This is a genomic window from Massilia sp. LMS1-1-1.1, from assembly GCF_040815535.1.
Taxonomy (GTDB): domain Bacteria; phylum Pseudomonadota; class Gammaproteobacteria; order Burkholderiales; family Burkholderiaceae_D; genus Janthinobacterium; species Janthinobacterium aestuarii.
The window spans coordinates 199,164-221,393 of the sequence record NZ_JBFPNG010000066.1 but is presented as its reverse complement, the minus strand read 5'-3'; the positions used below and the strand labels follow the sequence as shown (position 1 = coordinate 221,393).

Annotated in this window: 23 protein-coding genes; 15 read left to right on the top strand and 8 right to left on the bottom strand. The window is 61.5% G+C overall.

The window, feature by feature from the left end:
- Positions 1 to 10: 10 nt before the first annotated feature.
- The 10 genes from MRBLMS1_RS29000 (at position 11) to MRBLMS1_RS28955 (ending at position 9,800) form a co-directional block, all read left to right on the top strand.
- Positions 11 to 1,531 carry a B12-binding domain-containing radical SAM protein gene (locus MRBLMS1_RS29000; RefSeq protein ID WP_485883825.1) on the top strand — a complete coding sequence of 507 codons (1,521 nt, stop codon included), beginning with the start codon at positions 11 to 13 and terminating at the stop codon, positions 1,529 to 1,531.
- A 57-nt stretch (positions 1,532 to 1,588) separates the two neighbouring features.
- Complete coding sequence (locus MRBLMS1_RS28995) at positions 1,589 to 2,722, top strand: MlaE family ABC transporter permease (RefSeq protein WP_072457592.1); 1,134 nt, start codon at positions 1,589 to 1,591, stop codon at positions 2,720 to 2,722.
- Positions 2,722 to 3,621 carry an ABC transporter ATP-binding protein gene (locus tag MRBLMS1_RS28990; RefSeq protein ID WP_485883822.1) on the top strand — a complete coding sequence of 300 codons (900 nt, stop codon included), beginning with the start codon at positions 2,722 to 2,724 and terminating at the stop codon, positions 3,619 to 3,621. Before MRBLMS1_RS28995 ends, MRBLMS1_RS28990 begins: the two co-directional genes overlap by 1 nt.
- Entirely contained in the window at positions 3,621 to 4,580 is a 960-nt protein-coding gene (locus tag MRBLMS1_RS28985) for an MlaD family protein (RefSeq protein ID WP_485883820.1), read from the top strand. The genes MRBLMS1_RS28990 and MRBLMS1_RS28985 overlap by 1 nt, the downstream gene beginning before the upstream one ends.
- Positions 4,581 to 4,592: 12 nt before the next feature.
- Positions 4,593 to 5,207 carry an ABC-type transport auxiliary lipoprotein family protein gene (locus tag MRBLMS1_RS28980; protein WP_128140530.1) on the top strand — a complete coding sequence of 205 codons (615 nt, stop codon included), beginning with the start codon at positions 4,593 to 4,595 and terminating at the stop codon, positions 5,205 to 5,207.
- Positions 5,204 to 6,391, top strand: a complete 1,188-nt coding sequence (locus MRBLMS1_RS28975; protein ID WP_485883818.1) for a VanZ family protein — start codon at positions 5,204 to 5,206, stop codon at positions 6,389 to 6,391. Before MRBLMS1_RS28980 ends, MRBLMS1_RS28975 begins: the two co-directional genes overlap by 4 nt.
- 40 nt (positions 6,392 to 6,431) lie before the next feature.
- On the top strand, positions 6,432 to 6,749 hold the full coding sequence (locus MRBLMS1_RS28970) for a (2Fe-2S) ferredoxin domain-containing protein (RefSeq protein WP_034781335.1): 318 nt from the start codon (positions 6,432 to 6,434) through the stop codon (positions 6,747 to 6,749).
- A 62-nt stretch (positions 6,750 to 6,811) separates the two neighbouring features.
- On the top strand, positions 6,812 to 7,465 hold the full coding sequence (locus tag MRBLMS1_RS28965; RefSeq protein WP_058050378.1) for an alpha/beta hydrolase: 654 nt from the start codon (positions 6,812 to 6,814) through the stop codon (positions 7,463 to 7,465).
- 115 nt (positions 7,466 to 7,580) lie between these two features.
- Positions 7,581 to 8,726 (top strand): D-alanyl-D-alanine carboxypeptidase family protein, encoded by a 1,146-nt coding sequence (locus tag MRBLMS1_RS28960; protein WP_034754313.1) that lies wholly within the window; start codon positions 7,581 to 7,583, stop codon positions 8,724 to 8,726.
- 147 nt (positions 8,727 to 8,873) lie between these two features.
- Positions 8,874 to 9,800: an aldo/keto reductase gene (locus tag MRBLMS1_RS28955; protein ID WP_072457582.1), complete on the top strand. Its 927-nt coding sequence runs from the start codon at positions 8,874 to 8,876 to the stop codon at positions 9,798 to 9,800.
- A 2-nt stretch (positions 9,801 to 9,802) separates the two neighbouring features.
- Here MRBLMS1_RS28955 and pssA read toward each other — a convergent pair whose 3' ends face one another.
- Positions 9,803 to 10,543 (bottom strand): CDP-diacylglycerol--serine O-phosphatidyltransferase, encoded by a 741-nt coding sequence (pssA, locus tag MRBLMS1_RS28950; protein ID WP_226941593.1) that lies wholly within the window; start codon positions 10,541 to 10,543, stop codon positions 9,803 to 9,805.
- Positions 10,544 to 10,809: 266 nt separating this feature from the next.
- On the opposite strand from pssA, the gene MRBLMS1_RS28945 reads away from it, so the two are divergent.
- The gene (locus MRBLMS1_RS28945; protein ID WP_485883814.1) at positions 10,810 to 11,760 is read left to right on the top strand and encodes a CAP domain-containing protein; all 951 of its coding nucleotides are present in this window, start codon (positions 10,810 to 10,812) and stop codon (positions 11,758 to 11,760) included.
- Between the two features lie 149 nt (positions 11,761 to 11,909).
- Positions 11,910 to 12,491, top strand: coding sequence for an Hpt domain-containing protein (locus tag MRBLMS1_RS28940; protein WP_485883812.1), 582 nt, complete (start codon positions 11,910 to 11,912; stop codon positions 12,489 to 12,491).
- 3 nt (positions 12,492 to 12,494) lie between these two features.
- Here the strand turns inward: MRBLMS1_RS28940 and MRBLMS1_RS28935 are convergent, their stop codons facing one another.
- On the bottom strand, positions 12,495 to 12,692 hold the full coding sequence (locus MRBLMS1_RS28935; RefSeq protein WP_128140534.1) for a hypothetical protein: 198 nt from the start codon (positions 12,690 to 12,692) through the stop codon (positions 12,495 to 12,497).
- Positions 12,693 to 12,871: 179 nt separating this feature from the next.
- On the opposite strand from MRBLMS1_RS28935, the gene MRBLMS1_RS28930 reads away from it, so the two are divergent.
- A complete protein-coding gene (locus tag MRBLMS1_RS28930) occupies positions 12,872 to 14,569 on the top strand; it encodes a M1 family metallopeptidase (RefSeq protein ID WP_485883810.1) in 1,698 nt (565 codons plus the stop codon).
- A gap of 92 nt (positions 14,570 to 14,661) precedes the next feature.
- Here the strand turns inward: MRBLMS1_RS28930 and MRBLMS1_RS28925 are convergent, their stop codons facing one another.
- From MRBLMS1_RS28925 to rpmH, 6 genes are all read right to left on the bottom strand, one after another.
- Positions 14,662 to 14,961, bottom strand: coding sequence for a hypothetical protein (locus MRBLMS1_RS28925; protein WP_485883808.1), 300 nt, complete (start codon positions 14,959 to 14,961; stop codon positions 14,662 to 14,664).
- A gap of 10 nt (positions 14,962 to 14,971) precedes the next feature.
- Complete coding sequence (gene mnmE, locus MRBLMS1_RS28920) at positions 14,972 to 16,351, bottom strand: tRNA uridine-5-carboxymethylaminomethyl(34) synthesis GTPase MnmE (RefSeq protein WP_485883806.1); 1,380 nt, start codon at positions 16,349 to 16,351, stop codon at positions 14,972 to 14,974.
- Between the two features lie 61 nt (positions 16,352 to 16,412).
- Positions 16,413 to 18,146 carry a membrane protein insertase YidC gene (yidC, locus tag MRBLMS1_RS28915; protein WP_485883804.1) on the bottom strand — a complete coding sequence of 578 codons (1,734 nt, stop codon included), beginning with the start codon at positions 18,144 to 18,146 and terminating at the stop codon, positions 16,413 to 16,415.
- Between the two features lie 11 nt (positions 18,147 to 18,157).
- Positions 18,158 to 18,418, bottom strand: a complete 261-nt coding sequence (gene yidD / locus MRBLMS1_RS28910; RefSeq protein WP_034754335.1) for a membrane protein insertion efficiency factor YidD — start codon at positions 18,416 to 18,418, stop codon at positions 18,158 to 18,160.
- Positions 18,415 to 18,852 (bottom strand): ribonuclease P protein component, encoded by a 438-nt coding sequence (rnpA, locus tag MRBLMS1_RS28905; RefSeq protein ID WP_099403828.1) that lies wholly within the window; start codon positions 18,850 to 18,852, stop codon positions 18,415 to 18,417. Before rnpA ends, yidD begins: the two co-directional genes overlap by 4 nt.
- A 23-nt stretch (positions 18,853 to 18,875) precedes the next feature.
- Complete coding sequence (gene rpmH / locus MRBLMS1_RS28900; RefSeq protein WP_010401996.1) at positions 18,876 to 19,010, bottom strand: 50S ribosomal protein L34; 135 nt, start codon at positions 19,008 to 19,010, stop codon at positions 18,876 to 18,878.
- 513 nt (positions 19,011 to 19,523) lie between these two features.
- Here rpmH and dnaA point away from each other — a divergent pair.
- Together dnaA and dnaN are read left to right on the top strand one after the other, a co-directional pair.
- A complete protein-coding gene (gene dnaA, locus MRBLMS1_RS28895) occupies positions 19,524 to 20,918 on the top strand; it encodes a chromosomal replication initiator protein DnaA (protein ID WP_034754339.1) in 1,395 nt (464 codons plus the stop codon).
- A gap of 150 nt (positions 20,919 to 21,068) precedes the next feature.
- Positions 21,069 to 22,175 (top strand): DNA polymerase III subunit beta, encoded by a 1,107-nt coding sequence (gene dnaN, locus MRBLMS1_RS28890; RefSeq protein WP_034754341.1) that lies wholly within the window; start codon positions 21,069 to 21,071, stop codon positions 22,173 to 22,175.
- Positions 22,176 to 22,230: the final 55 nt, after the last annotated feature.

The following is a 22,230-nucleotide window of genomic DNA, read 5'->3' as shown; positions in this document are numbered from 1 at the left end:
ATCGCCTCCCATGACCATCCTGCTCTCCACCCTGAACGCCCGCTACACCCACGCCTCGCTGGGATTGCGCTATCTGCTGGCCAATATGGGGCCGCTGCAAGCGCAGACGCGGCTGCAGGAATTCGTCATCGGCACGAAAACCACGGAACTGGTCGAGCGCATCCTCATCAACAAACCCCGCATCATCGGTTTTGGCGTGTATATCTGGAACGTCGAGGAAACGACAAAACTGGTGGCCATGCTCAAGCGCGTGGCGCCCGAGGTCATCATCGTGCTGGGCGGGCCGGAAGTGTCGCATGAGGCGGGCGAGCAGGAAATCGTCAAGCTGGCCGACTACCTGATCACGGGCTGGGGCGATGTCACCTTCCCCAAGCTGTGCGGCGAGATCCTCAACGGACCGAAGCCGCTGATGAAGATCCATGCGGGCGTGCAAGCGCCGCTGGCGGAACTGCAACTGCCCTACTCCTTGTATACAGACGACGATATCCGCCACCGCACGATTTACGTGGAAGCGTCGCGCGGCTGTCCGTTCAAGTGCGAATTCTGCCTGTCGGCGCTGGACAAGACGGCCTGGCCCTTTGCGCTGGAGAACTTCCTGGCCGAGATGGAGTCATTGCATGCGCGCGGTGCGCGCCTGTTCAAGTTCGTCGACCGCACCTTCAATCTGAACATCAAGACCAGTTTGAAGATCATGCAGTTCTTTCTCGACAAGATCGAGGCGAATCCGGACGACCCGATCTACGCCCACTTCGAGCTGGTGCCCGACCACTTGCCCGACGCCTTGAAAGAAGGCATCAGCAAATTCCCGCCCGGCGCGCTGCAGTTCGAGATCGGCATCCAGAGTTTCAATCCGGACGTGCAATCGCTGGTCAGCCGCAAGCAGGACAATCAAAAAGCGGCCGACAACATCCGCTGGCTGTGCGAGGAATCGAACGCCCACCTGCACGTGGACCTGATCGCCGGCTTGCCGGGCGAGGATGAAGCGAGCTTCGCGGCCGGCTTCAACAAGCTGGTGGCCTTGAAACCGCATGAAATCCAGTTCGGTATATTAAAACGGCTGCGCGGCACGCCCATCATTCGCCATACGGAAAACTATGGCATGGTGTTCGACCCGCACCCGCCGTACACCATCCTGGCGAACAAGCAGCTCGATTTCATGAGCATGCAGCGCCTCGTGCGCTTTGCCCGCTACTGGGACCTGGTCGCCAACTCGGGCCGCTTCGCCAATACGGTGCAATGGATGCTCGGCGATGCGCCATTTGAAAACTTCATGGATTTTTCGAACTGGCTGTATGCCCATACGGACGCCACCCACCGCATCGCCATGGAACGCCTGGCCAAGCTGGTGGCGCAATGGCTGCAGACGCGCGGCATGAGCGCGGTGGAGGCCAACGCCCTCGTGGCCAGCGACTATGCGGGCGGCGCGCAAGCGGCCGCACATGCCAAGCCAGCCGAAGTGAGTACTGGCGGCGCCAAGGTGCGCCCGGACGTCGCCCTGCCGCAGCGGCAGGCGCGCCACCTGGCATCCTGAGGGGCCGGTGATTGAACAGCGGTGGCGGTCTGCGCCATTCTCCCTTAAACTGGCACGATGCCGACTGTACAATCGCCGAAACTGACCCTCTCCCAGACCAGCTCCCAACAGGGAGCCCTTGTCACTGCCAGCGGCACCTGGCAGGTGCACGCGCTGGCGCATGACAATGCCATCAAGGCCATCGACGCCCAGCTCAAGCCCTTGCAGGGCGATGCCAAGGCGCAATGGGACCTGTCGGCCATCGACAGCATGGACCATATCGGCGCCCAGCTGTTCTGGAATGCCTGGGGCAAGCAGCGCCCCGCGCAGCTGACCCTGGCGCCGTCGCAGGAAGAGTTTTTTCGGCGCATCGAAGAAACGGGGCCGTTGACGACGCCGCCCTCGCGCGCCAACCGCCTCACGCCCGTGATGAAGCTGGGCATGGCCATCCTGCTGTTTTTCGAACATTTGAAGGGCTTTATTGCCTTGGTCGGCCAGGTGACGCAGGATATCGGCCGTTTCGCGCGCCATCCGATGCGCGGGCCATGGCGTGAAATTTCCGCCAATATCTTCCATGCGGGCTTCCAGGCGCTGGGCATCACGGCTCTCGTCGGCTTTCTGATCGGCGTCGTGCTGTCCTACCTGTCCGCGCAGCAGCTGCGCGCGTTTGGCGGCGACATCTACCTGGTCAACCTGCTGGGCATGAGCGTCATCCGCGAACTGGGGCCGTTATTGGCGGCCATTCTCGTGGCCGGGCGCTCCGGTTCGTCCATCACGGCCCAGCTGGGCGTCATGCGCGTCACGGAAGAGCTCGATGCCATGCTGGTGATGGGCATTTCGCACGGTTTCCGCCTGATCATGCCGAAAGTGCTGGCCCTGGCCATTTCCATGCCCCTGCTCGTCATCTGGACGGATACGGCCGCGCTGATCGGCGGCATGGTGGCGGCCAAGGTGGAATTGAATCTGTCGGCGCGCTACTTCATCCAGAAGCTGCCCGACGCCGTGCCGCTGGCCAACTACATGATCGGCCTGGGCAAGGGCGTGATTTTCGGCATGCTGATCGCGCTGGTCTCGTGCCACTTCGGCCTGCGCATCAAGGCCAATACGGAAAGCCTGGGGCGCGGCACCACCACCGCCGTCGTTACGGCCATCACCGTCGTGATCCTGGCCGATGCCGTGTTCGCCATCGTCTTCAATGGAGTGGGCTACTGATGGCGGACGACACCAATATCGCGTGCGGCACCGGCAAGGAAGGCCAGTTCAACCTGCACGGCAGCGCGCCCGTGGTGGACATCACCAATCTGTGGACCAAGTTCGGCCGCACCGTCGTGCACCAGGACTTGAACCTGGAAATCGAACGGGGCGAGATCCTTTCCATCGTGGGCGGTTCCGGCACGGGCAAGACGGTGCTGCTGCGCCAGATGCTGGGCCTGGAACATCCGGCGCGCGGCTGCGTCAAAGTCTTTGGCGAAGATATCAACAAGGCAAGTTCAGACCAGCTGCAACAGTTGCGCAACCACTGGGGCATGCTGTTCCAGCAAGGCGCACTGTATTCGGCACTGACCGTGTTCGACAATGTGGCCCAGCCCATGCGCGAATTGCGCGTGCTGCCCGAAGCGCTGGTGCACGACGCGGTATTATTGAAGATGAATATGGTGGGCCTGGGCCCGGAGCATGCGCTCAAGATGCCGTCGGACTTGTCGGGCGGCATGATCAAGCGCGTGGCCCTGGCCCGCGCCTTGGCGCTGGAACCGAAGCTGCTGTTCCTCGATGAACCGACGGCGGGCCTGGATCCGGACTTGTCGGAAAGTTTTGTCGCCCTGATCCAGTCGCTGCACCGCGAGCTGGGCTTGACGGTGGTGATGGTCACGCATGACCTCGACACCTTGTTCGCCCTGTCGACGCGCATCGCCGTGCTGGCGGAAAAACACGTGATCGCCATCGGCCCCACGCGCGAGGTGATCGAAGTCGACCACCCGTTCATCAAGCAATTTTTCCTCGGCGACCGCGGCAAGCGCGCGCTGGCCGTCCTCGATGAGAAACAGGCGGCGGCGGGCACGGCGGCGCAGCCAGGCGACGACGCCGGCACAGACACGAAAGCGGAGAAGTAATGGAAAACAGATCACATGCCCTGATGACGGGATTTTTTACACTGACCTTGCTGGTGGCCGCCATCCTGTTCGGCGTCTGGTTCAACCGCGACCGCGTGGAACGGGTGCCTTACCTGCTCGCCACCACCCTGTCCGTACCAGGCCTGAACCCGCAGGCGACCGTGCGCTACCGGGGCCTGGAAGTGGGCAAGGTCGACGCCATCGACTTCGACACGCAAAAGGCGGGGCAAATCCTCGTGCATATCAGCGTGGCGCCCGACACCCCCGTCACCAACACGACGTTTGCCACCCTCGGCTACCAGGGCGTGACAGGCATCGCCTACATCCAGCTCGACGATGAGCACGTCGGTTCCAAGTTGCTGGGCACCAGCAAGGACAAGCCGTCGCTGATTCCCCTGCGCGCCGGCTTGCTCGACCAGCTGGAAAAACGGGGCAAGCGCATCCTCGACCAGGCCGAGCAGATCACCAACAAGGTCAATAATCTGCTCAGCCCCGACAATCAGGCCGCCATGCTGGGCGCTTTCACGGAAGTGAGCAAGGCAGCCAAGGCCTTTGGCGCCATTCCGCAGCAGCTCGAGCCGACCCTGACGCAATTGCCGCAACTGACGGAACAGACGCGCCAAACCCTGACGGCTGTCAGTACGGCCAGCAAGAATGTGTCGGACCTGACGGCCACGTGGAAAAAACTGGGCAACGACATCCAGGCGCCGGGCGGCGTGCTCGACAAGGTAAATGGCACGGTCGACCGGGTCGGCAGCTCGGTGGAAACGGTGGCCAATGGCGTGTCGCTGGAAGTCTTGCCGCAAGTCATCGAGCTGAGCGGCGAAGCGCGTTCCTCGATGCGCGCCCTGAAAACCACCATGAGCACGCTCAATGAACAGCCGCAGAGCATCTTGTTCGGCGCCCCAGACATCCCGCCCGGCCCGGGCGAGCCCGGTTTTTCGGCACCGGGCAAATAAGGAGAACACCGCATGCCTATCCCACGCAATCTCAGCGCACTCATCCTGGCCGCCGCATTCCTGCTGGGCGGCTGCGCCAGCCGCGGCCCCGTCCCCACTTTCTATGATTTCGGCCCGGCCGCACCGCTGGTAGCCGCGCAGCCGGCCGCGCCGGCCGTGCCCGTGCTGGTGATCGCCGACGCCAACGGCCCGTCCTGGCTCGACAGCCAGCGCATGTATTACCGCTTGCTGTACGCCGATGCTCAGCAATCGCGTCCGTACGCCTACAACCGCTGGAACACGCCGCCGTTGCAACTGCTGAGCCAGCGCCTGAAAACCCGCGTGGCGCAAAGCGGCGTGAAAGTGCTGTCGACCACGGACGCGGCCGCCGGCATGCCCCTGCTGCGCATCGACGTCGATGATTTTTCGCAAAACTTCGATACGCAGACGCAGAGCAGCGGCCATGTGTCGCTGCGCGCCTCGCTGTTTCGCGGCCACCGCCTGATCGACCAGAAAACCTTCAGCCGCAGCGGCCCAGCCGGCAGCGCCGATGCGCAAGGTGGCGCGCAAGCGCTGGCGGCGGCATCGGACGCCATCGCCGCCGACCTGCTCACCTGGCTGGGCACGCTGAATATCACGAAAGAATGACCGACCCCGCATCCCCAGCCAGCCCGGCGGCGCCGCTGCCGCCGGTCCGTTCCTCGCCCGTATCGCGCGCGACCCTGCTCGCCTACGTCTTCCTGATCGTGTACGCGAGCTGGTTCCCGTTCACGGGCTGGCACAGCAATGGTTTGTCGCCACTGACTTTCCTGGAAAACACGCGCATGCCCCGCTACTGGACGGGCTTTGACGTGGGCATCAACGTCGTCGGCTACATCCCGCTGGGCGCGCTGATCGTGTATTCGCTGTTTCCGAGGATCACCGGTTTCTTTGCCGTCATCGTCGCCAGCCTGTGCGGCATGTTGATTTCGGGCAGCATGGAAGCCGTGCAAACCTATTTGCCCAGCCGTGTCTCGTCGAACCTGGACTTTTATACAAATGCGGCCGGCTGCTGCATCGGTTCCATCATCGGCGCCCTGACGGCGCGCAAGCTGCTCGACCAAAGTCATTTGTTCCGCTTGCGCCAGCGCTGGTTTGCCCAGCACGCCAGCCAGGGCCTGGTGCTCGTGGCCCTGTGGCCGCTGGCGCAAATCTATCCGCAAGGCTATTTGTTCGGCCTGGGCCAGCTGCTGCCCATCCTGTCGGATTGGCTGTCGCAGCTGGCGGGCATCGACATCGACCTGGCCGCGTATCTGCGTCCCGACGTCGTATTGACGGTTGAGCAATATTGGCTTTCAGAAACCATCATCACGGCTTGCGGCATGACGGGCGCCGTGCTTACCTTGCTGTGCCTGCTGCGCCGCGCCGCGCCGCGCACCATCTTGATGCTGGCCCTGATCGCCGCCGCCTTGATCGTGCGCTCAATGGCCAGCGCGCTGCTGTTCTCACCGGAAAATGCCTTCGTCTGGATCACGCCGGGCGCCCAGGGCGGCTTTTTGATCGGCCTGATCATGCTGGGCGGCCTGGCGTTCGCGCCGCACGTGGCGCAGCGCCGCATCGCGGCCGCCACCTTGCTGCTAAGCCTGGTGATGGTGAATACGACGCCGATCAACCCGTATTTCATGTCAACCTTGCAAGGCTGGTTCCAAGGCAAGTTCCTCAACTTCAATGGCGCGGCGCAATTTTTGGCCTTGCTGTGGCCCTTCATGGCCCTGTGGTTCCTGTGCCTGCCCTCGCACCGCCTGAACCGGCAGGAAGATGTGCAGCGCCAGCGTCGCGAAGACCCTCCATAAGCGTTATCATGACGCATTGATGATTCCGCAGGAGCATAGTATGAGCGACGCACCGTATTTTGAACGCCACGTTTTTTTCTGCATGAATAAACGTGAAGACGGCCGCAACAGCTGCGGCGACCATGGCGCGGAAGCGGCGCAAAAGCATTGCAAGCGCCGCATCAAGGAACTCGACATGAATGGCGCGGGCAAGATCCGCATCAACCAGGCCGGCTGCATGGACCGCTGCGAAGAAGGCCCGCTGCTGGTCATCTACCCGGAAGCGACCTGGTACACCTATGTCGACACCAGCGATATCGATGAAATCATCGATACGCACCTGGTAGGCGGCAAAATCGTCGAACGCCTGAAAATCTGAGCCGCATATTTAATTTCAACGTTTTAACTTCAAATTAAGCCTACGCCACCAGTATGAGCATCATGAACAGAAACTCGGAAAAATTTACCCTCGCCGGCCATGCAGGCAGCATGGAAGGCTTGCTCGATTTCCCGGCAGACACTCCGCGCGGCATCGCCCTCGTTGCCCATCCGCACCCGCTGTACGGCGGCACGATGGATAACAAGGTCACGCAAACCCTGGCGCGCGCGTTTGTCGCGCTCGGTTACGTGGTGGCGCGCATCAACTTCCGCGGCGTCGGTGCGTCCGAAGGCGTGCACGACCATGGCGTGGGCGAAACGGACGACATGCAGTTGCTGTATGAACACATGCGCGGCCTGTACCCGGGCTTGCCCGTCGCACTCTCCGGTTTCTCGTTCGGCACCTTCGTGCAATCGAAACTGCAGGAACGCCTGGCCGCCGCAGGCACGCCCGTCGAGCGCCTGGCGCTGATCGGCAGCGCGGCCGGCAAGTGGGCCATGGCCGACATTCCCGCCGACACCATCTTGATCCACGGCGAACTGGACGACACGATCCCCCTGTCCGCCGTCTTCGACTGGGCCCGTCCACAAGACATACCCGTGATCGTGATCCCCGGCGCCGACCACTTTTTCCACCGCAAGCTCAATCACATCAAGAACCTCGTGATTGCCCTGTGGCATGGTGACAAACCCGCAATTGCAGCAGATGATCATTGAAGTGTGGGCTTACTAGCGCCTCCACGGCTATAATTGATCCGTTTTTTCCACGCGGCCATGCAAGCAGCAACAGCATGGCCCTCAGCCTTCATCTTTTTCTCGCAGACCAGCCTCCATGAAAAAACTTTTAGCGGCACTGGCCTCCAGTGTATTTTTCTTTTCCGCCGCCTACGCCCAGAGCGTTCCAGCCCCGACCATCGCCGCCAAGTCCTGGCTGTTGCTTGACGCCACCAGTGGCCAGATCATTGCTTCGCAAGATCCGGACGCGCGCATCGAGCCGGCTTCGTTGACCAAGATCATGACGGCTTACCTGACGTTTGCCGCCATCCGCGAAAAGAAACTGGCGCTGGACCAGAAAGTCAACGTGTCCGTGCGCGCATGGAAAGTCGATTCGAGCAGCTCGAAGATGTTCATCGACCCGGCGACCCCCGTCTCAATCGACGACTTGCTGCACGGCCTGATGATTCAATCGGGTAACGACGCCGCCGTGGCGCTGGCGGAAGCCGTTGCCGGCGATGAAGGCACGTTCGTCGTGCTGATGAACCGTGAAGCCCAGCGCATGGGTCTGAAAAATACGCGTTTTGCCAATCCGCATGGTTTGCCTAGCCCCGATAACTATTCCACGGCGCAAGACTTGTCCGTGCTGGCCAAGCGCGTGATCGCCGACTACCCGGAATTCTACAAAATCGATTCCATCAAGAGCTTTACTTACAACAAGATCACCCAGCCTAACCGCAACCGCCTGCTGTGGCTGGACCCAACCGTCGATGGCATGAAAACGGGCCACACGGAAGCTGCCGGCTACTGCATGATCGCGTCGGCCCGCCGTCCAGGCGGCACCGGCGAGCGCCGTTTGATCTCCGTGGTGCTGGGCACTTCGTCGGACCAGGCCCGCACGCAGGAAAGCCAGAAGCTGCTGAACTGGGGCTTCCAGAACTTCGATACGGTCAAGCTGTACTCGAAGGGCCAGGCCGTGGCTACGCCGGAAGTGTGGAAAGGCTCGAAAGGCACCGTGAAAATCGGTTTCGCCCGCGATGTGCTCGTCACCGTACCAAAAGGCACGGCTGCCAAGATGAAACCTGTGCTGGAACGCAAGGACCCGCTGGTCGCGCCATTGGCTGAAAACGCCCCGGTCGGCAAGCTGAAAATGATGGTCGACGACAAGGTCCTGCTGGAACTGCCTGTCGTGGCGCTGGAAACCATCAACCAGGCAACGATCTTCGGCCGCGCCTGGGATTCGATGCGCCTGTGGATGAAATAAGTCTTTAGCGTTCCCCATAAAAAATGCCCGCAGATGCTGCGGGCATTTTTTTCGTCTGTCCCGCCGCCGATTTCTCCACAGCATGCTGTAGCGTAGCTGGCTATAATCGTGGCGTCACCTTCATCTCCACCATCAGAAAGCCAGCCCATGAGCCATGTGTTCCCCGCCAGCCTGCAAGCGCCGCGCAGCCGTTTAAGCAGCAACGGTCCCGAACTGTCGCGTATCGTTGCCGGCATGTGGCGCATCGGCGAGTGGAATATGTCGGCGCAGCAGCGCCTCGCTTTCATCGAACAATGCCTGGCGCTGGGCGTGTCGAGTTTCGACCATGCCGACATCTATGGCGATTACAGCGCCGAAGGGCTATTTGGCGAAGCGCTGGCCCTGCAGCCGGGCTTGCGCGACAAGATGGAACTGGTCAGCAAATGCGGCATCAAACTGCTGTCGCCGCACCGTCCCGGCCATGCCATCCAGCATTACGACACGAGCGCGGCGCACATCACCAGCTCCGTGGAACACACCTTGCGCCAGCTGCACACGGACCGCCTGGACTTGCTGCTCATCCACCGTCCCGACCCGCTGATGGATTTCGACGAGATCGCCGGCGCCTTCACGCAATTGAAAGCGGCGGGCAAGGTGCTGCACTTTGGCGTGTCGAACTTCAGCCGTCACCAGTTCGAGTGCTTGCACCGGCGCTTCCCGCTGGTGACGAACCAGGTGGAATTTTCGCCGCTGCACGTGGCGCCCCTGTTCGACGAAACCTTCGACGGCTTGCAGGATCTGAAAGTGGCGCCGATGATCTGGTCGCCGCTGGCGGGCGGCCGGCTGTTCCAGGGCGGCGATGCGAATGTGGAGAACTTGCGCAATGTGATCAAGCAGATCGCCGACCAGCTGCAGCGTCCGTTTGCCAGCGTCGTGTTTGCCTGGATCATGCAACTGCCTTGCCGCCCCCTGCCGCTGACGGGCACGGGACGCATCGAAGCCGTGGGCGTGGCCGTGGAAGGCACACAATTTACGCTCAGCCGCAGCGACTGGTTCGCCATCCTGCGCGCCGCACGCGGGCACGAGGTGGCTTGAGATTAATCGATCTCGTCAGGGTCGTTGAAAACCTGAGGTAAAGCAATGCCGCGCCAGCCCAGGTACCACGCCAGGTTGAGCAGCAGGGTGGCGCCGATGTAGACGGCGAAGAACAGCGCGAAGAAGCTGGTCTTCAGCCACACGAGCAGGGCGATGGCCACGATGAGCACCAGCAGCGCGGCCAGGCTTTTCTTTTGCTTGGAGCTGGGGAAACGCAAGGTCGACACCATCAGGCTGCCCACGCCCACGAGCAGCAGCATCAGCAGATAGCTGTGCAGCATGGAATCGATGGGCGCCGGCCAGGCCACCACGACGGCCGCCACGCAGGCGGCCCCGGCCGTGATCGGCATGCCGACGAAATACAGGGGGTCCGTACGCCCCACGTTCACATTGAAGCGCGCCAGGCGCATGGCGCCGCACGCGACAAAGAAGAAGCTGGCCATGCCGCCAAAGCGCAGCAGCAGCGGATCGTGCACGCCCATCTGCACGAAGCCGTAGCAGTACAGCAGGACGGCCGGGGCGCAGCCGAAATTCATCACGTCGGCGATGGAATCGAGCTGCACGCCGAATTGCGAACTGGTGTTCGTCAGGCGCGCGACATAGCCGTCGAGCGCATCGAACACGCCGGCCAGCACCAGCAGTGCCGCCGCCAGGCGGTAGGCATCCGCGTCGCCCACGGCGGCGTTATCGACGGAAATGACGATGCTGGCAAAACCGCATGCTATCGAAAGCAAAGTCACCATGCTGGGCAAGGCGTATTTGGCGCGCTGCAGGCGCGACTTGGGCAATGTATTCAAATGTATGGACAATCAAAGTAGCGGAAATAAGGCAATGCAGCGGCAAACGCTGCGCTACGCTCATTCTACCCTGCGCCGCTGCGGCACCGTCCGCGCACAAGCGCGACATATCTTTTCATGGATGCGCTACGCGGTATCAAAATACCTTAGAATCGTTTTACAGGACAGCACGCTGGCCCCACCGCTGTCCGCCTACCTATACAGGAGCCAACTTGATTGCCTCGTCACTGCGTTGGAAATACTGGATACCCGCCCTGCTGAGTGCAGCACTGCTGAGCGCCTGCGGCGGCGGCGATAGCGGCAGCAATACGTCGCTGAGCACCTCGACCCCGGCCGGACAGCTGACACAGGAGCCGGGCGCTCCCGTCCTCAGCAACAATATTGCCACCGATGGCTTTAACTGGTTCAACTACCGGCGCAGCCAGATCGGCCTGTCGCCGATGGTGCGCAATAGCCTGATCGACAGCGCGGCCCTGGGCCATTCCAGCTATCTCAATCTCAACAGTACGGTGGCGCACGAGCAGGTGCAGGGCAAGCCCGGCTTTACAGGCGTCAAGCTGGGCGACCGCCTGGCCAAGGCCGGCTACGTCGTCACCTCGCTGCAGGGCGAAGTCATCGCCGGCGCGGGCAACACATCCGGCTTTTACCTGGCCGAAGAGCTGGTCACGGCCATCTATCACCGCTTCGTCATTTTCGAGCCGCTGTTCAAGGAAGGTGGCGCGGGCGCGGCCGTCAGCGGCGCCGGCTATGCGTATTTCACCACCGACATGGCCGGCAACCGCAACTATGGCCCCGGGCTGGCGGCGGGACAGATCGTCACCTATCCTTTCAGCGGACAGCAGAAGGTGGCCGTCAGTTTTTCCAGCGATAACGAATCGCCCGATCCCGTGCCGAACCAGGACGTGGTCGGCTACCCGATCAGCGTGCATGCCAACTACGGCACGCCCGTCAGCGTGACGTCGTTCAGCGTGCGCCAGCGCGGTGCCGCCACGGACTTGGCGGTGCGCCTGCTCACCAGCGGCAACGATGTGCATACGCCGGTCTCGGCCGCATCCATCATCCCGCTGGCGACCTTGAACGCGAACACCAGCTATGACGTGAGTTTCATCGGCAAAGTCAATGGCGCGGACGTCACGCACAGCTGGTCATTCACGACGCGCTAGCCATGCCAAGCGGGCGCGGCGTCGAAGATGACTGGATGTAGAATAGCTGTTCCTGCTTTACGGCAATTGAGAAGTTTTGGGGCGCTCTGTACAGCATGCTGAAACCACACGCCACTTGTGATGATGATGCCGCCGTTGCGGCATCCGACATGGTCCGTATCCTCGACGTCGAGAACGGACTGGGCCGCATCATGGGCGACCGCATCCTGTACCTGAAAATCCTGCGCCGCTTCCTGCACGACCACGGCACCACGCCGTGCCAGATCCGCGCCGAATTCGACACGGGCAACTACGCTTCCGCGCGCCTGAAGGCGCATACCCTGAAAGGCGCCGCCGGCATGATCGGCGCGCGCCACGTGCACAGCCTGGCGGAAACCCTGGAATCGGCACTGCGTGCGCAGGCGCCCGACCTGGCCAAGCAGATGCTGCAGCTGGAACTGGCGCAGGATCAATTGCTCGGCGCGGTCAGCAGCATGCTGGGCACGCCGGAAGCGGCCCATACGGCGGCGCAGGACGTGGCGCCCGACCCGGCCGCACCCGCCATCCAGCTGCTGCTGGCGCGCCTGGCCAGCCACCTGCGCGAAGGCGACGGCGCGGCCATCGATATCCTGGAAAACTCGGCCAGCCTGCTCGCGGCCAGCCTGGGCGTCAACGTCTACCAGGAAGTAGCAGCCGCCGCGCACGAGTTCGATTTCGAAGGCGCCCTGGCGGCGCTGCTGCGGCGCCGCTAGCGCTCAGCTGTTGTACTGCGCCTCCTCCGCATACGCCACGCAACAACTCTTGCAACAGAAACGGCGCACGGCATCGAGCGGCTTGTCGCAGTACCAGCATGCGCCTTTTGGCGGCAGCGCTGCGATCAATTGCGGCAGGGAAGGCAATGGCGGCGCCACCATCCCCCTGCATTCCACGACTTCCGGCTGTTCGCTGTCCATGGCGCTTCCTTTCCTAGCGGCACTTCAAGGCCGCTCAGCAAGATTACGTCAGCGTCGTTTGAAGCCCATGACATTTCTCAACCGGGGCCACGCTTGCCCCATCGGCCCCTTGAAATTTCCAAACGACAACGTTGTCACTTCACACTACAATCAGTGTTCCGTTCACTTGCGCGCTCGCCATGAAACACATTCCCCTGCTGCTCTCCTGCTTGCTGCTCAGCGCCTGCGCCACGCGCGCGCCCACCGCCTACACCCTCAATTCAGGCGCCGAACGCACGCCGGAACAATTGGCGGTGGTGTTCGAACACGCCGACCTGACCCTGCGCATCGACCCTGCCAGCCGCAGCATTGCCGGCGATGCGCGCCTGACCTTCCTGGCCACGCAGCCGATCTCGCGTTTCGCGCTGGACCTGGACCGCAACCTGCCCGTCGACACCATCGAAATCGACGGCAAGGCGCTGCGGCCGCAAGACTATGCCAATCCGGACGGGCGCCTGAGCATGACCTTGCCGGCCACCCTCGCGGCAGGCGCGCGCACCACCATCCGCGTCGTCTACCACGGCGTGCCGCACGTCGCAGTGAAAGCGCCGTGGGATGGCGGCATGGTGTGGTCGAGCACGGCCGATGGCGCGCCATGGATCGCCAGCGCCGTGCAAGGCGAAGGCTGCGACCTGTTCTGGCCCTGCATCGACCATCCGATGGGCAAGGCCCGGCTGATCGACCAGCACATCATCGTGCCGGCGCCGCTGGTGGCCGCCGGCAACGGCATCGCGCTCGGCATGGACGAGGCCGACGGCTGGCGTACCTGGCACTGGCGCGCCAAGCATCCGAGCACCTATGGCATCGCCCTCAACGTGGCGCCCTACCGCAGCATGCAGAGCGAGTATGTGAGCCGCTACGGCAACCGCATCCCCCTGCAATTCTGGTATCTGCCGGAAAGCGAGGCCAAGGCTGGCGCCCTGTTCGCGGAATTGCCGCCCATGCTCAACTTTTTTGAAAGCGTCATCGGCCCCTACCCGTTTGGCGATGAAAAAGTCGGTATCGCCGAAACCCCGCACAAGGGCATGGAACACCAGACCATCAATGCCTATGGCAACAAATTCGCCAAGACCAGCTATGGCTACGATGAATTGCTGCAGCATGAATTTGCCCATGAATGGTTCGGCAACCAGCTGACCAACAGCAACTGGGACGATATGTGGCTGCACGAAGGCTTCGGCACGTATATGCAACCGCTGTACATGCAATATCTGCGGGGCGAGCAAGAGTATTTTGCTTCATTGCAGCAAATGCGCGCCGGCATCATCAACAAGGCGCCCATGGTGTCGGGCAAGCCGAAAAGCGAGGAAGAAGTCTACGACCTGAAAAAGGGCGGGCCGGGTGGCGACCTGTATGTGAAAGGAGCGCTGGTGCTGCACACCTTGCGCGGCCTGATCGGCGACGACGCCTTCTTCCGCGCTGTGCGCCTGCTCGTCTACGGCACGGAACAGCCGCAGCCGGGCCAGTTCCAGCCGCGCTATGGCAGCACGACGGAATTCATGGCCATCGTCAACAAAATCACGGGCAGCAATTACGACTGGTTCTTCCAGGTCTATCTGTATCAGGCGGCATTGCCCGAGCTGTCGGCCGTGCGCGACGGCGACACCTTGCGCCTGCTATGGAAGACGCCTGCCGACATCGTCTTCCCGATGCCGGTGGAAGTGCGTATCGGCAAGGAAATCCATACCGTTTCCATGTCGCTGGGCTTTGGCGAACTGCCCCTGACGGCTGGCGCCACATACACGCTCGACCCGCACTCGCGCGTGCTGCGCCGGGCCGAGCATATCGAGACGTTCCAGAAGTTCAGGGAAGAGCAGGCGAAGGGGAAGAAGGGCTAACAAACCCTGGGGTCAGACCCCCTCGCACGTTAGCGATGACCTTTGTGTTGGCGGTGTTGAGGGTCTGACCCCGGCCTTTTCACCGTTCGGACTTACTTCCGAAAGCTCCTGACCGCATCATTTGCATGCGCGTCGATGACTTTTTTGATCGCCGGCTGTCCCGCATACTTGGCGGACAGCCGCTTCCACTGCCGCTGCGCCTGGCCGCAAGCATCGTCCACGGCAGCGATGATCTCGCGCTGGCGCGCCTTGTCGTTGTCATCCCACTCGCCGGCAAAGTGCTCGCACATCTGGGCGTGCTCGACGAACCGCGCCACGTCCTTCGGCAGTTTTTCCTGCGCGCCAGCCAGCATGGGCAGGCAGCCCAACATGAAAACGAGCACAAGCTTCATCGAACCCTCCTTATTTGCCAATACAGAAACGGCTGAAGATCACGCCCAGCAGATCGTCAGGCGAGAATTCGCCAGTGATGCTCGACAGTTGCACCTGCGCCAGGCGCAGCTCTTCGGCGAACAGGTCCAGCGACTGGTCGTCCTGCGCCGCGTGCGCGGCCGCGATATCGAGATGCTTGCCGGCCGATTTCAAGGCGATCAAATGGCGTTCGCGCGCCAGGTACAGCGATTCGCCCGTCTGCTGCCAGCCGGCGATGCGCAGCAGCTCGGCGCGCAGCAAGTCGATGCCGATGTGCTCGTGCGCCGACAGGTACACGTGGGTGGCGTCGGGCATGCTGTCGACGCCGGGCTTGTGGCCGGACAGATCGATCTTGTTCCACACGCGCACCACTGGCACGCCTTCCGGGAAGGCGGCGACGATGGTTTCATCGGCCAGTGTCGGGCCGTGGTCCGCATCGAGCAGGTGCAGGATCACGTCCGCCTTGCCAATTTCGCCCCAGGTGCGCTCGATGCCGATGCGCTCGACGGCGTCGACGGTGTCGCCCGCGCTGCGGATGCCGGCCGTGTCGATGATGTTGAGCGGAATGCCTTCGATCTGGATGGTTTCGCTGACCTTGTCGCGCGTGGTGCCGGCGATCGGCGTGACGATGGCCACGTCGGCGCCCGCCAGCGCATTCAACAGCGACGATTTACCCACGTTCGGCTGGCCAGCCAGCACCACGTTCAGGCCTTCGCGCAGCAGCGCGCCCTGCGCCGCCTGGGCAAACACTTTATTCAAGGCTTCGATGACGGCTTTCAATTGGCCGCGCGCATTCGATTTTTCCAGGAAGTCGATTTCCTCTTCCGGGAAATCCAGGGTCGCCTCGACCAGCATGCGCAAGCCCGTCACCTGCTCGACCAGCGCGTGTATCGTGTTCGAGAACGCGCCCGACAGCGATTGCGAAGCGGACTTGGCCGCCGCTTCCGTGGACGCGTCGATCAGGTCGGCCACGGCTTCCGCTTGCGCCAGGTCCAGCTTGTCATTGAGGAACGCGCGGCGCGTAAATTCGCCCGGCTCGGCCAGGCGCAAGCCGCTGTCCCTGCCCGCTTCGAGCACGCGCGCCAGCAGCAGCTGCAGCACGATGGGGCCGCCGTGCCCCTGCAATTCCAGCACGTCTTCGCCCGTGTACGAATGCGGGCCCTTGAAGTGGATGGCGATGCCCTGGTCGATGATGCTGCCATCGCTTTCCGTGAATGGCAGGTAGGTGGCGTGGCGCGGCTTCAGTTGCTGCGCGCCGAACAGGGCCGTCATCAAAGGAGCGAGGTTTTTGCCGGAGGCGCGTACCACGCCGATGCCGCCGCGGCCAGGAGCGGTGGCGATGGCGGCGATAGGGGAAGAGTCGAGTTTCATGGGGATATTGTAGATTAAAAAAAAGCCCGCGCGAGGCGGGCTTTCGATTCGCTGGCCGGACTTACTTGACGGCAGGCGCGTATTTCTTGGTGATCACCCATTGCTGGCCGATCGACAGGACGTTGTTGACGACCCAGTAGAGTACCAGGCCCGACGGGAAGAAGAAGAACATCACCGAGAATGCCAGTGGCATGAACAGCATCATCTTCGCTTGCATCGGATCGGCAGGAGCCGGGTTCAGCTTGGTCGTGATGTACATCGAGATCGCGTACAGCACAGGCAGGATGCACCATGGGTCATGCTGGGCCAGGTCGGTGATCCAGCCGATCCATGGCGCGCCGCGGATTTCCACGGACGCGTTCAGCACCCAGTACAGGGCGATAAAGACGGGCATCTGGATCAGGATCGGCAGGCAGCCGCCCAGCGGATTGATCTTTTCCGTCTTGTACAGCTCCATCGTGGCCTGGTTCATCTTTTGCGGATCGCCTTTGTAGCGCTCGCGGATCGCCTGCATCTTCGGCGTGACCAGTTTCATCTTGGCCATGCTGCGGTAGCCGGCGGCCGACAGCGGGAAGAAGGCCAGCTTGATCAGGATCGTGAAGGCGATGATGGTCCAGCCCCAGTTGCCCAGCACGCTGTGGATCTGTTCCATGACCCAGAACATCGGCTTGGCGATAATGGTCAGCCAGCCGTAATCCTTCACCAGTTCCAGGCCAGGCGAGACCGGCTCGAGCAGGTGGGCGATTTGCGGACCCGAATACAGCTTGCTGTCCATGCTGGCCGAGGCGCCTGGCGCCAGGGTAGGCAGTGGCAGCACGTTGCCGATGGCGTACAAATTGGTGCCGACCTTCTTCGTGAAGATGTCGCGCTTGGCATTTTCAGGCGGAACGAAAGCCGAGACGAAGAAGTGTTGCGAAATCGCAAACCAGCCGCCATTCGCCGTGGCCGGATGCAGGCCCTTCATGGCGTTGTCGTTGCCCTTCTTCTCGTCTTCCACTGCCGCTTTTTCGATTTTCTCGAACGTCAGCTTCTGGTACTTGTCTTGCGGCGTGTACAGGGTCGGACCCGTGAAGCTGCTGTTGAAGAACGAGTCGCCGACCGGCTTGTTGCCGTCATGCGTCAGTTGCAGATACAGCTGCGGCGTCACGGGCGCTGCGCCCACGTTGGCCACGTCATGGCGCACGTCGATGACGTAGTCGCCGCGCTTGAAGGTAAACGTCTTGGTCAGCTTGACGCCGCCTTCGAGCGCTTCCATCACCAGTTGCACTTGCTTGCCGTCGCCGAGGGTGCGCACGCCAGGCTGCACGGTGAAACCGCTCGCATGGGTGGGGAATGGACCGCCGACCAGGCCCGATTGCGCCAGATAGGTGCGGTTCGCGCCTTCGTCGAACAGCACTTCGTTTTGCTTGCCATCGTCAGGCTGGCACCATTTGAACAGGCCGAAGCAGCCGCCGAACCAGCCCGGATTGCCCGCGCCCTTGAACTTCAGCAATTCCAGACGCTTGACCTGGCCGCCCAGGGTGTCGATGTCGACCTTGATGACGTCGGTGGTGATGGTAATCACTTCGCGCTTGAACGCGGCGGGATCGGTCGCTTCGCCAGGCACGGCGGCTGCGCCGGCAGCCGCGGCAGCCAGGGCGTCCGTCTTGGCCGGGGTGACAGGCGCCTTGGCGGTTTGTTCCGTGTTCGCGGAGAACATCGACGGCTTGCCGTTCGAGATCATCCATTCGTTCCAGAGAATTACCAGCGAGACGGAAAACACGATCCACAGGATGGTACGTTTATTGATATCCATTAGGGTATTTGTCAGGAGTGGTTGCAACCGCAAGCGGTCGTTGAAGATTGTTTACCGTCGGCCGGCGGCACCGGGTCGACGCCCCCTTCATTCCAGGGGTGGCAACGGCACAGGCGCTTGGCAGCCAGCAGGCTGCCCTTGGCCGTACCGTGCACGCGCAGCGCTTCCATCGCGTAATGCGAACAGCTCGGATAGAAACGGCAATTCTGTCCCAGCATGGGGCTGATCAGCAACTGATAAGCGCGCAGCAGGAACAGCAGCAGGGTTTTCATGGCGCGGATGGTGGTGGCGCAGCAACAGAACGGGCCTGGGCGGCGATTTGCGCCGCGAACAGGCGGCTCAATTCTTCACGCAGCTCGGCTTTGAGCTTGGTCGTGGTGGCCGGGCCATCCTTGCTGTTGACGGCGCGCGACAAACGCACCACGCAGTCGACCGGCGGCATCGCGCTGTTGCGAAACAGCTCGCGCGTGACGCGCTTGATCGTGTTGCGGGTCGCCGCGCGCGGCGCGAAACGCTTGGCCACAACGACGCCCAGCCGCGCATGCGGCAATTGATTGTGTCGGGTGTACAGCACAAAATGCGCTGTTTTTTGCGAAGGGCGCAAACGAAAAACGGATGAAAATTCATCCGTTTTAACGATACGCCGAACGCGCGCGAAGTCGTGTGAACCTTCGCGTTGATTGCCGACTGGAGTACAGCTAGCCACGCGATCAGCTGTCAACGACAAGCCTAGACGGCCAGACGTTTGCGGCCCTTTGCGCGACGTGCGTTGAGCACATCACGGCCACCACGGGTAGCCATACGAGCGCGGAAGCCGTGCGTACGCTTGCGGCGAACGACGGAAGGTTGGTAAGTACGTTTCATGTTGGTCTCGCTAAAAACAAAAAAAATGCAAAATCGGGTCTGACGTCCCGTCAGTTTTTGGTGCCAATGACAATCGCGCACTTATGCCAAGGCACAAGCTGGCCAATCTCATCGCCCGCTTAATCCACGCTTAGTCCATATTGTCGTTCCAAATGAATAAACACGGAATACGGGCGGGGAACCCTGAATTATTCAGCATATGCCCCCCTCTTGTCAAGGATTGCCGTGATCGCCTGGAAATTTCCGCGCCGACCCCCATCTGCTTGCAAGGCCCCGCCACAGGCCGCGCCAGCACTGCTTGTGACGGGATAACCGGGGGATAAGTCGCCTCTTATGCACATGGCGCCCCACCCCGCCACAGAAAAATAAGCGTCGTGCCTGTGGATAACTTTCTCAGTCGGGAGTAGAATAGCGCGTTACGTGTGGCGAGCCCTCGCGCGACGCCGGCCTTGCAACACGGTGAACGCAGGGCAGAATCGATACGCCCTCCCACACCTTTTCACATAGACATACATGGATAATTTCTGGCAGGCCTGTTCCGCGCAGTTGGAACTGGAGCTGACACCGCAACAATTCAGTGCGTGGATCAAACCGCTTATCCCTCTCGATTACGAAGAGGGCAAGCTGCGCATTGCTGCGCCCAATCGCTTCAAGCTCGATTGGGTCAAGACCCAGTTCGCCAGCCGCATCACTGCCCTGGCCATTCAGTACTTCGAAGCGCCGACGGAAGTGCAGTTCGTGCTCGACCCGCGCCTGGCCTTGCCGAAGAAGCCCGTTGCCGCCAGCACCCCGGCCAGCGATCCGAATGGCGGCGCGCCCAGCGCGCGCGCCGCGGAGCCGCAGCCCAGCGTGCCGGAACTGAGCATCGGCGCCGCCCCGCGCCGCGAACAGAGCCGCATCAACACCGACCTGACCTTCGACAGCTTCGTGACCGGTAAGGCCAACCAATTGGCACGCGCCGCCGCCATTCAGGTGGCGAACAATCCGGGCGTGTCCTATAACCCGCTGTTCTTCTATGGCGGCGTAGGCCTGGGTAAAACCCACTTGATCCACGCCATCGGCAACCAGGTGATGGCCGACAATCCGGGCGCAAAAATTCGCTACATCCACGCGGAACAGTACGTTCGCGACGTAGTGACCGCTTACCAGCGCAAGGGTTTCGACGACTTCAAGCACTACTATCACTCGCTCGACATGCTGCTGATCGATGATATCCAGTTCTTTGGCGGCAAGAGCCGCACGCAGGAAGAGTTCTTCTATGCGTTCGAGGCATTAATTGCAGCGAAGAAACAGATCATCATCACCTCGGATACGTATCCGAAGGAAATCACGGGCATGGACGACCGCCTGATCTCGCGCTTCGACTCGGGCCTGACGGTGGCCATCGAACCGCCGGAACTGGAAATGCGCGTAGCGATTCTGTTGAAAAAAGCCAAGCAGGAAGGCGTGACCTTCTCCGACGACGTGGCCTTCTTTGTCGCCAAGCACTTGCGCTCGAACGTGCGCGAGCTCGAAGGCGCGCTGCGCAAGATCCTCGCGTACTCGCGTTTCCATGGCAAAGACATCACGATCGATATCGTCAAAGAAGCCCTGAAGGACTTGCTGTCAGTGCAGAACCGCCAGATTTCCGTGGAAAACATCCAGAAAACGGTGGCCGACTTCTTCAATATCAAGGTTGCCGACATGTATTCGAAACGCCGCCCCGCGAATATCGCCCGGCCGCGCCAGATCGCCATGTACCTGGCCAAGGAATTGACACAGAAGAGCCTGCCGGAGATCGGCGAGCTGTTCGGCGGCCGCGACCACACCACGGTACTGCATGCCGTGCGCAAGATCGCGCTGGACCGCACCAAGAATCCGGAATGCAACCATGAATTGCATGTGCTGGAGCAAACATTAAAAGGCTAAGCGCCGCTTGAGCAAGACTGGCTCAAAACGTGCTTTACCCTTATCATCTGGGAGGGCACCGCAGCCGGTCTGTCGGGGCTCCCTATGGTAACAATTGTTAAATTAATACGTTAAACGTCGTACTGTTCAACCTATACATTGAGGATAAATATGCAATTGGTCAAAACCACCCGAGATACCCTTCTCCGGCCACTGCAGATCGTGAGCGGTATTGTCGAGCGTCGGCACACTATGCCGATTCTGGCCAATATCCTCATCCGCAAAGACGGTGAAAATGTCTCCTTCCTGTCGACCGACACCGAAGTGCAGATCACCACGCACGCGGAAATCGGTTCCGGCGCGGACGTCACCGGCACCACCGTGGCCGCGCGCAAGCTGCTGGACATCCTGCGCGCCCTGCCCGAATCGGGCGACGTCACGATGACCTTGCTGAACAAGCGCCTGACCGTGCAAACGGGCAAGTCGCGCTTCGCCCTGCAAACCCTGGCGGCGGAAGAGTTCCCGACCGTGCAACAAGCGGAAAGCTACAACGCGTCCGTCACCCTGCCCCAAAAAACGCTGAAACACCTGTTCAACATGGTGCATTTCTCGATGGCGCAGCAAGACATCCGCTACTACCTGAACGGCTTGCTGCTGGTTCTGGATGGCAATAACGTCATCGCCGTGGCCACCGACGGCCACCGTCTGGCGTTTTGCCAGGTCGCCACCGAGCAGACGTTTGCACGCCAGGAAGTGATTATTCCGCGCAAGACCATCATCGAACTGCAGCGTCTGCTGGAAGAGAACGATGAGCCGGTCCAGCTGGACATCGCCGCCAACCAGGTGAAACTGACCTTTGCCGACATCGAGCTGATCTCGAAGCTGGTGGAAGGCAAGTTCCCCGACTACACGCGCGTGATTCCAAAAGGCTACAAAAACGACTTCACCATCGGCCGCGATGAATTGCTGCGCTCGCTGCAACGTGCCGCCATCATGACCAGCGACAAATTCAAGGGCGTGCGCTGCATCATCACCCCGGGCAGCATGAAGATCAGCTCGACCAATGCGGACCAGGAAGAAGCCGTCGAAGAGCTGGAAATCGACTACGGCGGGGACTCCGTCGACATCGGCTTCAACGTGACGTATCTGCTGGACGTGCTGAACAACCTGAAATGCGAATACGTCAACATCGCGCTCGGTGATTCGAACTCGTCCGCCCTGATCTCCATCCCCGACAATGCCGACTTCAAGTATGTCGTCATGCCGATGCGCATCTAAAGACCACAGCAGTGACGTAGGTCGGATGAGCGCAGCGTAATCCGACATGCTGAAC

What these genes read in the sequence shown, in the direction of transcription:
- MRBLMS1_RS28940 (WP_485883812.1), top strand. Translation starts at nt 11,910, where the DNA reads ATGGTCCGTATCCTCGACGTCGAGAACGGACTGGGCCGCATCATGGGC.
- pssA (WP_226941593.1), bottom strand. Translation starts at nt 10,543, where the DNA reads ATGGTGACTTTGCTTTCGATAGCATGCGGTTTTGCCAGCATCGTCATT.
- MRBLMS1_RS28970 (WP_034781335.1), top strand. Translation starts at nt 6,432, where the DNA reads ATGAGCGACGCACCGTATTTTGAACGCCACGTTTTTTTCTGCATGAAT.
- MRBLMS1_RS29000 (WP_485883825.1), top strand. Translation starts at nt 11, where the DNA reads ATGACCATCCTGCTCTCCACCCTGAACGCCCGCTACACCCACGCCTCG.
- MRBLMS1_RS28965 (WP_058050378.1), top strand. Translation starts at nt 6,812, where the DNA reads ATGAACAGAAACTCGGAAAAATTTACCCTCGCCGGCCATGCAGGCAGC.
- MRBLMS1_RS28930 (WP_485883810.1), top strand. Translation starts at nt 12,872, where the DNA reads ATGAAACACATTCCCCTGCTGCTCTCCTGCTTGCTGCTCAGCGCCTGC.
- MRBLMS1_RS28960 (WP_034754313.1), top strand. Translation starts at nt 7,581, where the DNA reads ATGAAAAAACTTTTAGCGGCACTGGCCTCCAGTGTATTTTTCTTTTCC.
- yidD (WP_034754335.1), bottom strand. Translation starts at nt 18,418, where the DNA reads ATGAAAACCCTGCTGCTGTTCCTGCTGCGCGCTTATCAGTTGCTGATC.
- yidC (WP_485883804.1), bottom strand. Translation starts at nt 18,146, where the DNA reads ATGGATATCAATAAACGTACCATCCTGTGGATCGTGTTTTCCGTCTCG.
- MRBLMS1_RS28990 (WP_485883822.1), top strand. Translation starts at nt 2,722, where the DNA reads ATGGCGGACGACACCAATATCGCGTGCGGCACCGGCAAGGAAGGCCAG.
- MRBLMS1_RS28975 (WP_485883818.1), top strand. Translation starts at nt 5,204, where the DNA reads ATGACCGACCCCGCATCCCCAGCCAGCCCGGCGGCGCCGCTGCCGCCG.
- MRBLMS1_RS28985 (WP_485883820.1), top strand. Translation starts at nt 3,621, where the DNA reads ATGGAAAACAGATCACATGCCCTGATGACGGGATTTTTTACACTGACC.
- MRBLMS1_RS28955 (WP_072457582.1), top strand. Translation starts at nt 8,874, where the DNA reads ATGAGCCATGTGTTCCCCGCCAGCCTGCAAGCGCCGCGCAGCCGTTTA.
- rpmH (WP_010401996.1), bottom strand. Translation starts at nt 19,010, where the DNA reads ATGAAACGTACTTACCAACCTTCCGTCGTTCGCCGCAAGCGTACGCAC.
- mnmE (WP_485883806.1), bottom strand. Translation starts at nt 16,351, where the DNA reads ATGAAACTCGACTCTTCCCCTATCGCCGCCATCGCCACCGCTCCTGGC.
- dnaA (WP_034754339.1), top strand. Translation starts at nt 19,524, where the DNA reads ATGGATAATTTCTGGCAGGCCTGTTCCGCGCAGTTGGAACTGGAGCTG.
- MRBLMS1_RS28980 (WP_128140530.1), top strand. Translation starts at nt 4,593, where the DNA reads ATGCCTATCCCACGCAATCTCAGCGCACTCATCCTGGCCGCCGCATTC.
- MRBLMS1_RS28935 (WP_128140534.1), bottom strand. Translation starts at nt 12,692, where the DNA reads ATGGACAGCGAACAGCCGGAAGTCGTGGAATGCAGGGGGATGGTGGCG.
- dnaN (WP_034754341.1), top strand. Translation starts at nt 21,069, where the DNA reads ATGCAATTGGTCAAAACCACCCGAGATACCCTTCTCCGGCCACTGCAG.
- MRBLMS1_RS28925 (WP_485883808.1), bottom strand. Translation starts at nt 14,961, where the DNA reads ATGAAGCTTGTGCTCGTTTTCATGTTGGGCTGCCTGCCCATGCTGGCT.
- MRBLMS1_RS28995 (WP_072457592.1), top strand. Translation starts at nt 1,589, where the DNA reads ATGCCGACTGTACAATCGCCGAAACTGACCCTCTCCCAGACCAGCTCC.